The 13,749-nt window shown below is 35.5% G+C and carries 8 protein-coding genes; 6 read left to right on the top strand and 2 right to left on the bottom strand.

The annotated features are described in order from the left end of the window. The first annotated feature begins 603 nt into the window (after positions 1-603). A complete protein-coding gene (locus tag OZP07_RS00325) occupies positions 604-2,259 on the top strand; it encodes an SNIPE associated domain-containing protein (RefSeq protein WP_281636866.1) in 1,656 nt (551 codons plus the stop codon). Positions 2,260-2,474: 215 nt separating this feature from the next. Here the strand turns inward: OZP07_RS00325 and OZP07_RS00320 are convergent, their stop codons facing one another. After that, the gene (locus tag OZP07_RS00320) at positions 2,475-5,141 is read right to left on the bottom strand and encodes an MGH1-like glycoside hydrolase domain-containing protein (RefSeq protein ID WP_281636865.1); all 2,667 of its coding nucleotides are present in this window, start codon (positions 5,139-5,141) and stop codon (positions 2,475-2,477) included. A gap of 689 nt (positions 5,142-5,830) precedes the next feature. Next, complete coding sequence (locus tag OZP07_RS00315; RefSeq protein WP_281636864.1) at positions 5,831-6,790, bottom strand: L-threonine 3-dehydrogenase; 960 nt, start codon at positions 6,788-6,790, stop codon at positions 5,831-5,833. A gap of 284 nt (positions 6,791-7,074) precedes the next feature. Here OZP07_RS00315 and OZP07_RS00310 point away from each other — a divergent pair, with 284 nt between their 5' ends. From OZP07_RS00310 to OZP07_RS00290, 5 genes are all read left to right on the top strand, one after another. After that, positions 7,075-7,764 carry a hypothetical protein gene (locus tag OZP07_RS00310; RefSeq protein WP_281636863.1) on the top strand — a complete coding sequence of 230 codons (690 nt, stop codon included), beginning with the start codon at positions 7,075-7,077 and terminating at the stop codon, positions 7,762-7,764. Positions 7,765-7,853: 89 nt separating this feature from the next. After that, positions 7,854-11,132, top strand: a complete 3,279-nt coding sequence (gene mfd, locus OZP07_RS00305) for a transcription-repair coupling factor (protein ID WP_432419570.1) — start codon at positions 7,854-7,856, stop codon at positions 11,130-11,132. A 142-nt stretch (positions 11,133-11,274) separates the two neighbouring features. Further along, entirely contained in the window at positions 11,275-11,538 is a 264-nt protein-coding gene (locus tag OZP07_RS00300; protein ID WP_281636861.1) for a hypothetical protein, read from the top strand. A gap of 1 nt (position 11,539) precedes the next feature. Then, on the top strand, positions 11,540-12,550 hold the full coding sequence (locus OZP07_RS00295) for a type II toxin-antitoxin system antitoxin SocA domain-containing protein (RefSeq protein WP_281636860.1): 1,011 nt from the start codon (positions 11,540-11,542) through the stop codon (positions 12,548-12,550). A 169-nt stretch (positions 12,551-12,719) separates the two neighbouring features. Further along, a complete protein-coding gene (locus OZP07_RS00290) occupies positions 12,720-13,652 on the top strand; it encodes a helix-turn-helix domain-containing protein (protein WP_281636859.1) in 933 nt (310 codons plus the stop codon). Positions 13,653-13,749: the final 97 nt, after the last annotated feature.

The raw sequence follows: 13,749 nt of genomic DNA, 5'->3' as shown, positions 1-13,749 counted from the left end.
ACTGTGTCGAACCAATAAACCATCTAGGTCGTACTAATACTATTACTAGTACAAGCCAATACTATTAGTAGCTCGAACCAATAAACCATCTAGGTCGTACTAATACTATTACTAGTACAAGCCAATATTATTAGTAGCTCGAACCAATAAATGATCTAGCTCGTACTAATAAAATATGTAGGACATACTAATGCTATTACTACGAGCTACCACTTTTGCACCATCAAACACATAAAAAATAATATGACTATCCTTAAACTAATATCAAACAGATTGAGTTAGTTACAGATTAAAAAAAATAGTAAAGAAATCTGTGAGAATCTTTGTAATCAGTGGCAAGAAAAACACATGGTGTTATTTGCGGACATAAAAAATGATACGCAACAGCACTAAAAAGCAGTTTGCCGAGAAAGAGGCAATCATCCTTAAACTGTAAGTGCAGCACGAAATCCTGCGGGAATTTACAATAAAATAAAGCGGACGAAATGTGAGACAAATCATTATATTTGAAGAATAAACTACGCTTTGTAGCGCATATGAAGTAGTTAGCTGTTATAGTACAGCAGAATCGTAGAAAAACAACACTTTAAAACAAAAATATTTATGACATTTATTCTCTTTATTGCTGTTATAATTTTAATCTTCGCATTAATCTCTAACAAAAAGAAATTAAAAAAAACTATTAATGATTTACAAAATATCATAAATAGTTTAAACTCTAAAATAAAAAATCTTGAACAAGAGAGAGAAAATCTTAATCAGAAAATTGAATTTTTAGAAGACAATAATAATTCTTTAAAAAAGTATCAAGGCATTGTTGATACCGAACAAAAAGCAAAAGACATTCTATTCAAAGCAAATCTAGAAGCTACAGAACTATTAGAAAACGCAAAAACAGAATTAGAAAATGCTATTTTAGAATCAAAAGCAGTGAAATCAAAAGCTAATATTGATGCTACAAATTTTAAACAAAATGCTATTAATCTTTTAAATAACGCAACAACAGAAGCTAAATCAATAATTGAAAAAGCTGAAATAAAAGCAACAGAAATTGCAGGCGATGCTTATAAAGCAATGCAGAACTCAAAAGAACTTGAAAAAACTGCTAAAGCGATGAAAAATATAATTGAAGGCTATGGAAATAAATATTTAGTACCAACTTTTAGTTTACTTGATGATTTAGCAGAAGAATTTGGTCATACAGATGCGGGACAAAAACTTAAATTTTCTAGAGAAAAAACTAATTTGATGATTAACAATGGGACATCCGCAAAATGTGATTATGTTGAAGCAAACAGAAAAGAGATAGCAATAAATTTTATTTTAGATGCATTTAATGGAAAAGTAGATAGTGTTTTATCAAAAGTAAAAAAAGACAATTATGGAACTTTAGAACAAAAAATAAAAGATGCATATCAAGTTGTAAATAATAATGGTAAAGCATTTAGAAATGCAATTATTACAGAAGAATATCTAAATTCCAGAATTGACGAATTGAAGTGGGCAGTAATTACGCAAGAATTGAAATGGCAAGAACAAGAAGAACAAAGAAGAATTAAAGAACAAATTCGTGAAGAGGAGAAAGCTAGAAGAGAATTTGAAAAAGCAATTCGTGAAGCTCAAAAAGAAGAAGAAACTCTAAAGAAATTAATCGATAAAGCACAAAAAGAAGTTTCACAAGCTAATAATGAGCAGAAATTTAAATTTGAAGAAAAATTAAGAGAATTAGAAGAAAAATTAAAAATTGCCGAAGATAAAAATCAAAGAGCAATTTCAATGGCACAACAAACTAAATCAGGGAATGTTTATGTTATTTCAAACATTGGCTCGTTCGGAGAAAATGTGTTTAAAATTGGTATGACTAGACGATTAGAACCTTTAGATAGAATTAAAGAATTAGGAGATGCAAGTGTTCCATTTGAGTTTGATGTTCACTCAATGATTTTTAGCAATGACGCACCAAAATTAGAAAGAGAATTGCACAAAAAATTTATGCGCCTACAAATGAATAAAGTAAATCCACGAAAAGAATTTTTTAAAGTTACACTTTCAGATATTAAAGATGAAGTTGAAAAAATGGAAATAAATGCAAAATGGACAATGACAGCAGATGCATTACAGTATAGAGAAAGTTTAGCAATTGAAGAAGAAATCTCAAAAGACAAGCAAAAAGAACTTGAATGGCAAAAATTCCAATTGAAAGCTGAAGAAATTATAGCCGAAACTGAAGAGGAAATTAGAGAAGAAATAGAGGGGTAACAAAAACTACAACAGCTAACAGCTAGAGTTTCGTTGCGTGCGTAGCACGAACAATGAAATCTGTGTTGAACGGATTTGGTCAATTGGCTTAATGGTCAATTGGTCTTGTATTTGGAATGATGTAATAAAAATGCTTTAAATTCATATACATTCATAAACAAAAACCACCACATAAGATACTTACAGCTTATGTGGTGGTTTTTTTTATAAAGTATTTAAAAGCTATTTTCTTCCTCATTCAGATGCCGGATAATTTCGGCAATAAGTCCAGTCCATCCCGTCTGATGATTAGCTCCTAGGCCTTTGCCGGTGTCTCCGTCAAAGTATTCAAAAAACAAATGATTTTTATTGAAAAGCGGATCTTCCTGAAACTTTATGTATTCGCCGTACATTGGAATTTTTGTATTGGCATTGGATACAAACAGTTTTAGTAAACGTTCGGCTACACCTTTGGAGGCTTCCTGTAAATTTACTAATTCACCAGATCCGGCAGGGAATTCAACTTTGAAATCTTTTCCGTAATAGCTGTGGAATTTTTCCAATGAGTCCAAAATCAGATAGTTCATCGGGAACCAAATCGGGCCTCTCCAATTAGAATTACCGCCAAACATATCTCCAGTGGCTTCAGCCGGAGTGTAATCTACCTGAATAATACCGCCGTCATACTTGAATTTGTATGGATGCTCTTTATGGTATTTGGACAAGGAACGAACACCATAATCCGATAAAAATTCTTTTTCGTCAAACATGCGCTTGAGGATCATTTTCATACGATGTCCTCGGAGCGTAGAAAGCAGACGGGTTTCGCCTTTTCCGGGATTGTACCAGCTGGAAACCAGACTGGCCAAGTCGGGGCGGTTTTTTAAAATCCATTCAACACGGCGTTTAAATATAGGGAGTTTTTCAAGCAATTCAGGTGTTAAAACCTCGACAGCAAACAGCGGAATCAATCCAACCATCGAACGGATTTTGAGCAGCTGGGCATCACCGTTTTCTTTGTGAAGCATGTCATAATAAAACTGATCCTCTTCGTCCCAAAGGTTTACTTTATTGTCACCCAAAGCCTGCATCGCCCCCGAAATTTGAAGGAAATGTTCAAAAAATTTGGATGCCATGTCTTGATAAACAGGATTTTTTAGGGCTATTTCACAGGCTATCCGCAGCATGTTCAGGCAGTACATTGCCATCCATCCAGTACCATCGGCTTGTTCCAGATGTCCTCCTGTAGGCAAATCGGCAGAGCGGTCAAACACTCCAATATTATCCATTCCGAGGAATCCGCCTCCAAAAATGTTGTTTCCGTTTTTATCTTTTAAATTGACCCACCAAGTAAAATTGAGCAGCAGTTTATGAAAAATGCGTTCCAGGAAAACAGTATCTCCTGTGCCTCCATTGGCTTCTTTGTCAATTTCATAAACTTTCCAGGTTGCCCACGCGTGTACCGGAGGATTAACATCTGAGAAGGACCATTCATAAGCAGGAATCTGCCCATTAGGATGCATGTAATATTCCCGAAGAATAACCGATAACTGTCTTTTAGCAAAATCCGGATCCAGTCTGGCCAAAGGTAAGGTATGAAAAGCCAGATCCCAGGCTGCAAACCATGGATATTCCCATTTGTCCGGCATCGAGAGAATGTTGGACGTATACATGTGTTTCCATGAACTGTTGCGGCCTTCTTTTCGGTTGGCATCAGGTCTTGGAGTAGAAGGATCGCCTTTTAACCATTCAAAAACATTATAGTAATACCATTGTTTCGTCCAGAGCATACCTGCATAAGCTTGCCGCTGAATGGATTTTAATGTTTCGTCTTTTACTCCTTTTTGCAGCGGTGCATAAAATTCATCTGCTTCTTCGATTCTTTTTCTGAAAACGGCATCAAAATCTTCAAAAGGATCATTTGGAGCTGTATTTGTAAAACGAATGCGGTATTCTTTTTTGCCAAGCGGCGGAATAAAATCATCAAAATGTACTGCCGCTTTAGTTCCAACAGCTTCGGGATTTATACCGGATTTTTCTTGGCTGATAATATAATCGTTAATACCGTCTTTGGCATAGGGTGACTGAGCAGGGGATTTGTATAGTTTTTCAAAATTGGTTTTATTGTCGCAAAACAGAAGTTCTTTTGCATTTTCGGCATACAGATTGAAACTTCCCACAAGGCGGTGCTGTACTTCAATATGTGATTTTCCTACTCCGGTCAATGTAGGTTTGTGCTTGTAATTGTCATATCCCCAGCTCCAGGTATTTCTAAACCAAATGGTAGGTAATACCGAAATAGGAGCTGCCAGCTTAGAACGGTTTTCCACCGTTACTTTAATTAAAATATCCTGTTCTTCGGCTTTGGCATATTCTATTGTGATGTCAAAATATTCGTCTTTGTCAAAAACGCCAGTGTCAAGCAGTTCATATTCGGGTTCCTGACGGCTGCGTTTTTTACTTTCTTCAATTAACTTTTCATAAGGGAAAGCTGCATGCGGATATTTATACAGCATTTTTTGATAGGAATGCGTAGGAGTTGCATCAAGGTAATAATAAATTTCTTTTACGTCTTCACCATGATTAGATTCGGCAGGCGTTAATCCAAATAGACGTTCTTTTAGGATGCGGTCTTTGTGATTCCAAAAGGCAAAAGCAATACAGATATGCTGTTTATTGTCTGAAATTCCTCCAATGCCTTCTTCTCCCCAGCGGTAGGCTTTGGAGCGGGCCATGTCGTGTGTGGTGCTTCCCCAGGCATAACCGCTTTGCGAATAATCTTCTCTAACAGTTCCCCATTGTCTTTCGGATAAATAGGGACCCCATTTTTTCCAGCCTTTGTTGTCGGTTCTTAGGTGCAAACGCGTTCTTTCGGCGTTGTTTTCCGGATCTTTTTCTGGCATACCAATCTAAATTTGTTTCTAAATGCAATTTAGTCAAAACACGTATAAAAACGGGTAAATAATTGGCAAAAATCTTTGGGAATAATTAATGATAAAAAAAATATAAATTGTTTTTTTATTGTATTTACAGAATTGGAATAAACGTAGAAAATGCAGAAGCAAAAAAGTATGGATTATGTTTCTACAACAGATTTAATAGATCAAGCTAATTAAAAAAATTATAACCTCTATCTTGTTTAAGAGATTCGGCAGGGGATTCGCTTTTAAAACTTTTAAATTCAATATACCCAAAGTATAAAAAAACGGCACACAGATGACACGGATTTAACGGATTTTGCACAGACTCCAACTAAATTCTTAACCAATTTATTGGTCTCAAATAGAGTTTAAAACTATGCACTTTCAGTGCATCTCGCTTTAGTTGCTAAAAAAGTTTTTGCCACAGATTCATAGATTTTAAAATCATTTTTTATCTGTGAATCTGTGGCAAAATTTCATCAATTTTCACAATCCAACTTTGCAGATTCAGTCTGCCTAACCCAATCTATGGCATAGTGGTTTAGTAAAAAAATCCGTTCTAATCTGTTTTATTCGTGGCTAATTTAACTGTTTTACAAAAAGGACCAAATCACCAGTATAGTGAGTTTGGTCCCTTTTTTATAGAGATACGCTCAAAATTGTGTGTTTTATTACAAATCAATACTGTATTGCGGAGCAAGGTTTTTCAGCATTTCGGCAGTCATAGTTTCGAGATCAAATTTGTGATTCCAGCCCCAGTCTTCTCTGGCTTGGGAGTCGTCAATGCTTGCAGGCCAGCTGTCGGCAATTTTTTGACGAAAATCGGGTCCATAAGTGACTTCGAGTTCAGGGATGTGTTTTTTGATCTCTGCAGTAATTTCGGCTGGGGTAAAACTGATAGCTGCAAGATTGTAAGAAGAGCGGATTTTGATTTGCTCAGCCGGTGCTTTCATGATGTTAATCGTTGCGGCAATGGCATCGTCCATATACATCATCGGCATTTTGGTTTCGGAACTCAGAAAGCATTCGTATTTTTTTTCAGAAAGAGCTTTGTGGTAAATATCCACAGCATAATCGGTGGTTCCTCCGCCGGGCAGCGTAGTCCAGCTGATTAGCCCTGGATAGCGTATGCTTCGGACATCGACACCAAAAAGAGTATGATAATATTCGCACCATCTTTCGCCAGCCTGTTTGCTGATGCCGTATACCGTAGAAGGTTCCATAATGGTGTATTGTGGCGTATTTTCTTTTGGAGTTGTGGGTCCAAAAACTGCAATGCTCGAAGGCCAGAATATCTTTTTTATTTTTTTGGCTTTCGCCAAATTTAAGACATGAAACAGCGAATTCATGTTTAGATCCCAAGCAAAAGCAGGATTTTTTTCAGCTGTTGCCGATAGCAGGGCAGCCATCAGATAGACATCGGTAATCTGGTGAATTTCGACTAAATGTTCGATTTGGTTAAAATCCAAAGCATTAATTACTTCAAAAGGACCAGAATTGACCACATCATTATTCAGTTTTCGAATATCGGAAGCAATCACATTATCGGTTCCGTAAATTGCCCGGAGCTGATGCGTTAATTCGGTGCCAATCTGTCCGCAGGCACCTATAATTAATATTTTTGGATTCATATCAAAAAGATTTGTTTTGCAAATATAACGATTTCGCAAATTATAAGATGTAAATACTTTATTTTTTGTGAATTTTTTAAAAAAATAATATAAAAACTTTAATATCGTAATTTTGACTCAATTAAGATACAGCCTGTTTACTGCAGATTTTAATATAAATATAATTATTTCCATTGATTTTGGAATTGGTTTTTATTATTGAAATTGTGATTGATTTTTGTCATTGATATTACTATTGTCATTGCCATTGATATTTGTAACTTTGCGGTTCAAAAATTTTGGAGATGAATAATAAATTAGCGCTGTTTTTTTTGGTGATTTTAATGCAGTTTTCGTGTAATAATAATAACGATAAGCGTCTTGCTGATCAATTAAGAGATGCAAAAAAGAAAGAGCTGATTTTTACCAATATAAAGAAAGGCTGGACTTTTTTTGACACTCCAATTAATGAAACTTCAGAAGCTTCAATTCTAACGTGGCCGCAATGGCGTGAGTTTATGGAGGAATTAGCAAAAAAACCAAGAAAAACAATTACTGATTATCAGAAGAAATCCAAAATACTGTCAACTAAAGTGATGGCTTTGAACAGCAGTATTCCTGCGCAGTTTGACACACCGCAGATACGAAGCAGGATTGCAGCTTTGATTACGCAGGTAAGAATGCTGGATTTGTATATAAACCTTACTGATATCTCCGATAAAAAAGTAGTAAAAATTGTTGCAGAAATTAATATTGAACTGGTTTCCCTGCAGCGACAAATGGATAAAATTGTAGAGAAAAGCAAAATCCCGATGGAAGCAGGAGAATCCGAATTGTTACAGATGATTATCGATACGACTCGGGCAATTCCGTCAGGAAATCCGATGATACCTGGAAATCCTGGAAATAACGGAGCACCTGAAAAATATCATACAATGCCTGGTAATCCAGGAGGAACAGCCAGTCCAAAAAATCCAAATCCATCACAGCCTTGAGTAAAGCCACTTTTATATATTCGGTTTATGATTCTTCTCCAAAAACGGCTCAGATTGTAGCCGGTTTACAGGAAAATAATCAGGTAAAAATGCAATTGGACGGTCTGCTGGGATCAGCAGTTTCTTTTGTCATTCAGTCGGTTTTCAAGAAATCGGAACTTCCTTTTTTGGTGGTTTTGAACAATAAGGAGGAAGCTGCTTATTATTTGAATGATTTGGAACAAATGATTGGCGAACAGGATGTGCTGTTTTATCCGGGTTCTTTCCGTCGTCCGTATCAGATTGAGGAAACCGATAATGCGAATGTTTTACTTCGTTCCGAAGTCCTTAACAGAATCAATTCCCGCAAAAAACCTGCAGTAATTGTTACCTATCCTGAGGCACTTTTTGAAAAAGTGGTGACCCGTCAGAATCTGGATAAAAATACTTTGAAAGTTGCGGTTGGTGATAAAATTTCGATTGATTTCCTGAATGAAGTTTTGTTTGAATATGAATTCAAACGAGTTGACTTTATCACGGAACCTGGTGAATTTTCGGTTCGTGGAGGAATTGTCGATGTATTTTCCTTTTCGAATGACAATCCATACCGAATAGAATTTTTTGGTAATGAGGTAGAAAGCATCCGGACTTTTGATGTTGCAAGCCAATTGTCATTGGAACAAAAGAAAAAAATTACCATTATCCCGAATGTTGAGAATAAGGTTTTTCAGGAAAACAGAGAAAGTTTTTTGGATTATATAGCCGAAAGAACGGTATTGTTTTTTCAAAATACGGAGAATCTTTTATACGAACTGGACAAGCAATTTGGAAGAGCCGAAGAAGCTTTTGAGAAATTGTCCAAAGACATAAAACACGCCACGCCGGAACAATTGTTTTTGAATCAAAAAGCATTTGTAAAAAGGGCGCTGGATTTTTCGGTAGTCGAATTTAATTCGAAACCAGTTTTTAAAACGACCAAAAAGTTTGAATTTCACATTCAGCCACAGCCGTCGTTCAACAAACAGTTTGATTTACTGTTGAATAATTTGAGCGACAACCATTTTAACGGTTATCAAAATTATCTGTTTTGTTCCAATGAAGCGCAGACAAAGCGTTTTCATGATATTTTCGAATCTTTGGATGAAGCCAATTCCGAGAATATCCGCAAGCAGTACAAGACAATTGTTTTGCCATTGTACCAAGGTTTCATCGACCAGGAAAATCAGATTTGCTGTTATACCGATCATCAGATTTTTGAGCGTTATCATAAATTCAGCATCAAAAACGGTTATTCTAAAAAGCAGAATCTAACCTTAAAAGAACTGACTACTTTATCCGTTGGCGATTATGTAACGCATATCGACCATGGTATCGGGAAGTTTGGAGGACTGCAAAAAATACAGGTCGAGGGAAAAACGCAGGAAGCGATAAAACTCGTTTATGCCGATAATGACATTGTGTACGTGAGTATTCACTCGCTGCATAAGATTTCGAAATACAACGGAAAAGACGGAACGCCTCCTAAAATTTACAAATTGGGTTCAAGCGCGTGGAAGACTTTAAAACAAAAAACCAAAGCGAGGGTCAAACATATTGCATTCAATTTGATTCAGCTGTATGCGAAACGAAGACTGGAAAAAGGATTCCAATTTGCGCCAGACAGTTATCTTCAAAATGAATTGGAGAGTTCATTTATTTACGAAGATACTCCGGATCAAATTAAATCGACACAGGAAGTCAAAGCTGATATGGAGAGCGAACGCCCTATGGACCGTTTGGTCTGTGGTGACGTAGGTTTTGGTAAAACCGAAGTGGCGATTCGCGCGGCTTTCAAAGCTGTTGATAATTCTAAACAAGTAGCAGTTTTGGTTCCTACGACTATTTTGGCATACCAGCATTATAGAACTTTTAGCGAAAGACTGAAAGACATGCCGGTTTCTATTGGTTACTTGAACCGTTTTAGAACTGCCAAACAAAAAGCGCAAACTTTAAAAGATTTAGCTGAAGGGAAATTGGATATTGTCATTGGAACACACCAATTGGTGAATAAAAATGTAGTTTTCAAAGACCTTGGTTTATTGATTGTCGATGAAGAACAGAAATTTGGCGTTAACGTAAAAGACAAACTCAAAACCATTGCGGCTAATGTCGATACGCTTACTTTGACTGCAACCCCAATTCCGAGAACTTTACAGTTTTCGCTGATGGCAGCGAGAGATTTATCGGTGATTACAACGCCTCCGCCCAATCGTTATCCTATAGAAACGAATGTGGTCGGGTTTAATGAAGAGCTGATCCGGGATGCGGTTTCGTATGAAATTCAGCGTAACGGGCAGGTTTTCTTTATCAATAACCGAATTGAAAATATCAAAGAAATTGCAGGAATGATTCAGCGTCTCGTGCCAAATGCGAGAGTTGGAATTGGCCACGGACAAATGGACGGAGCCAAACTCGAAGAATTAATGCTCGCCTTTATGAACGGCGAATTTGATGTTTTGGTAGCCACGACGATTATCGAAAGCGGATTAGACGTTCCGAATGCGAATACCATATTTATCAATAATGCCAATAATTTTGGTCTGTCCGATCTGCATCAGATGAGAGGGCGTGTGGGGCGAAGCAACAAGAAAGCATTTTGTTATTTTATCTGTCCTCCTTATTCGCACATGACCGAAGATGCAAGAAAGAGAATTCAGGCTTTGGAACAATTCAGCGAATTGGGAAGCGGTTTGAACATTGCGATGAAAGACCTTGAAATTCGCGGAGCTGGAGATTTGTTGGGAGGAGAACAAAGCGGTTTTATCAATGATATTGGTTTTGATACGTACCAAAAAATCATGAATGAGGCTATCGAGGAATTGAAGGAAAACGAATTCAAGGATTTGTACCCTGAAGAGAATAATATTGAGACCAAGGAATATGTAAAAGACCTACAGATAGACACCGATTTTGAGCTGCTTTTTTCAGATGAATATATCAATAATGTCACGGAGCGTCTGAGTTTGTACAATGAGTTGGCTGAGGTGAAAAATGAGGAAGAACTGGTTGTTTTTCAAAATAAACTAATTGATCGTTTTGGTCCAATGCCTCCGAGAGCACTCGCTTTAATGAACAGTATCCGCATCAAATGGATTGCAACGCGTGTGGGAATCGAAAAACTGGTCATGAAAAAAGGCAAGATGATTGGCTATTTTGTCTCCGATCAGCAATCCGATTATTACCATTCGAAACGTTTCCATAAAGTGATTCAGTTTGTGCAGACGAACAGTAACATTTGTGTCATGAAAGAAAAACAAACACCTGCCGGTTTGCGATTATTGCTGACTTTTGATAATGTCAAAACCACGAGAAGATGTTTGGAATTGATGGAAATGTTGGGAGGGGAGTAAAGTATATATGTTTTTTATTCTGTATTAAACAACTATATAGTTTGTTTTTTTGCTGATTAAGCCTTAATTAACAATTATATGGTTGTTTTTATTGTTTTAATTCTTAACTTTGCCAAATCTTCAACGGTGAATTTTTAGCTATATGGATAAAAACACCCAAACATTAGCTGATTTAGAAATAACCGCAAAATTTAGAGACAATGTCTTGTCAAAACTAACAATTGAAGATTATTGTCAAGGATCTTTAACAAATGATCAATTTGGTACTAGCCCAATGTGGGTTTTCGGAGCCACTGTAAAGAAACAAGAGGTTTACATTAAAATTACAATACTGCCAACAAAATCATTTTGTATTTCATTCCATATTTCAGATCATCCCTTAAAATATCCTTTTAAAAACATTTAATATGAAAAGTCCGTTTACAGGTAATGAAATGACTCTAGTAAAAGAGAAGAAAAATTTAATTTTTAGGAAAGAAGAATTTACATATACCCATCATTCCTATTTTTGTGAGGACACTAAAGAAAGTTTTACAGACACACAATTAGATACATTAAATTTAACCCAAGTTTACAATCAGTATCTAGATAAGTATAACTTGCCATTTCCAGAGGAAATCATAAGCATTAGAAAAAAATATAATTTGCCCGCAAACAAAATGGGGCTTTCTTTAGGGTTCGGTGTTAATACCTATAGGAACTATGAAAGTGGTGAAGTTCCTAGCTTGGCAAATGCTAAATTGATACAATTAGCAAAAAATCCAAAATCTTTCAGATTGCTTGTTGAAGAAAGTCAAGGAGTTTTTGGAGATGTGGAGAAAGTAGAATTGTTAAAAAATATTGATGATTTAATTCAAGAAGAAAGAAAAAATCATTTTAAAGTTGGTTTACAAAACTATATTTTAGGAGATAGTAATCCTGATATTTATACAGGTTATAAGTCTCCAAATATAGAAAAGCTAACAGAAATGATTGTGTATTTTACGCAACAATTAAGTCCATTGAAAACAGTGATGAACAAGTTGCTTTTTTATGCTGATTTTTTAAACTTTAAAAAAACTTCATTTTCAATAAGCGGTACAAGATATGTTGCTATTGATTTTGGACCTGTTCCAAACAACTTTCAAACTATTTTTGAAAAACTGCAAAGAGAAAATAACTTTATAATAAACACCATAGACTATGGCAATGGCTATTGTGGTGAAGAGTTTAAACCTATTGAAAACAGAATATTTAACTCAGACTATTTTAGCGAGTCTGAAGTGAATACCTTAGAAGAGATTGTAAAAAGATTTAATGGTATTTCTAGAAATGAAATTGTCAAATTAAGTCATGAGGAAGAAGCATGGATTAGAAATTATGAGGATGGTAAAAAATTAATCGGATACCATTACAGTTTTGAATTAAAACATGTTTAAAAAAATACACTTTGATTTATTCAACTCAAAAAGTAAGTGTAAATAATATTTAGATTATTCTGAGCTTTTTTTTAAATTAGATTTAAAATCAATTCAATTTTTTAATACTTCTATTTGAAAATATTTTCTTTGTAAATCCCTATATTTGATTTTTACAAATACATTCCTAATGAAATCAAGATCAATAGAAAACTTTTACGAAGACATTTCTTCAGAATATTTTATAGAAAAGAACGCATTGCTGCTGCCTAATGGGATTCAAAAAGAAGTTGGACACTTTAATGTTTTTAATATCAAGGAACTTTATGAGAGGCTGAATGGAAAATCCTGCATGCCTTATGACAAGAGAGCCTATTATAAAATAAGTCTGATTCGTGGCAAAAACAGGGTGGAGTATGCCAACAAGGTAATCGAGGTTGACCAGTATGCTCTTTTATTTGCAACTCCAAAAATTCCATATAATTATCTTCCTTTGGACATGCAGCAGTCTGGGCATTTTTGTGTTTTTACCAATCAGTTTTTTACCAAGGATAAAACGGGAATGGATCTGGATAAACTGCCTATTTTTCAAACAGACGGTTATCCGGTTTTTCAGCTGACTGAGGAAGAAGTTGCTGAAATCGATTTGATTTTCAAAAAGATACATCAGGAAATCAATTCTGATTATGTGTACAAATACGATTTGATTCGGAATTATGTGGCGGAGCTGATTCATTTTGGACAAAAACTGCAGCCCGTTACCGCTTTGTATTCCAAACATAATTCTGCAGCGAGAGTTTCTTCTTTATTTGTTGAATTACTCGAAAGACAATTTCCTATTGAATCTTCCCGTCAGCGTCTGGAATTGAAATCAGCCAAAGATTTTGCTGCCCGTTTGTCTATTCATGTCAATCATCTTAATAAAGTTTTAAAGGAAAATACAGGAAAGACTACTACTGAATTAATCAGTGAACGATTGATTCAGGAAGCCAAAACTTTGTTGAAAGAAACAGATTGGAACATTTCGGAAATTGCTTATTCGCTCGGTTTCGAAGAACTGGCACATTTCTCTAATTTTTTCAAAAAGCAGACTGCGCTGTCACCTTTGTCTTTTCGCGTTTAAATGGTTTGATTTGAATTTCGCAAATTCTGGATTGATATTTGCAACTAATGAACTTTACATCTGAATTAATTTTGTCTTAGATAATTTAAAACAAAAT

The organism is Flavobacterium marginilacus (assembly GCF_026870155.1).
GTDB classification, from domain to species: Bacteria; Bacteroidota; Bacteroidia; order Flavobacteriales; family Flavobacteriaceae; genus Flavobacterium; species Flavobacterium marginilacus.
This window is presented reverse-complemented; position numbering and strand designations above follow the sequence as displayed.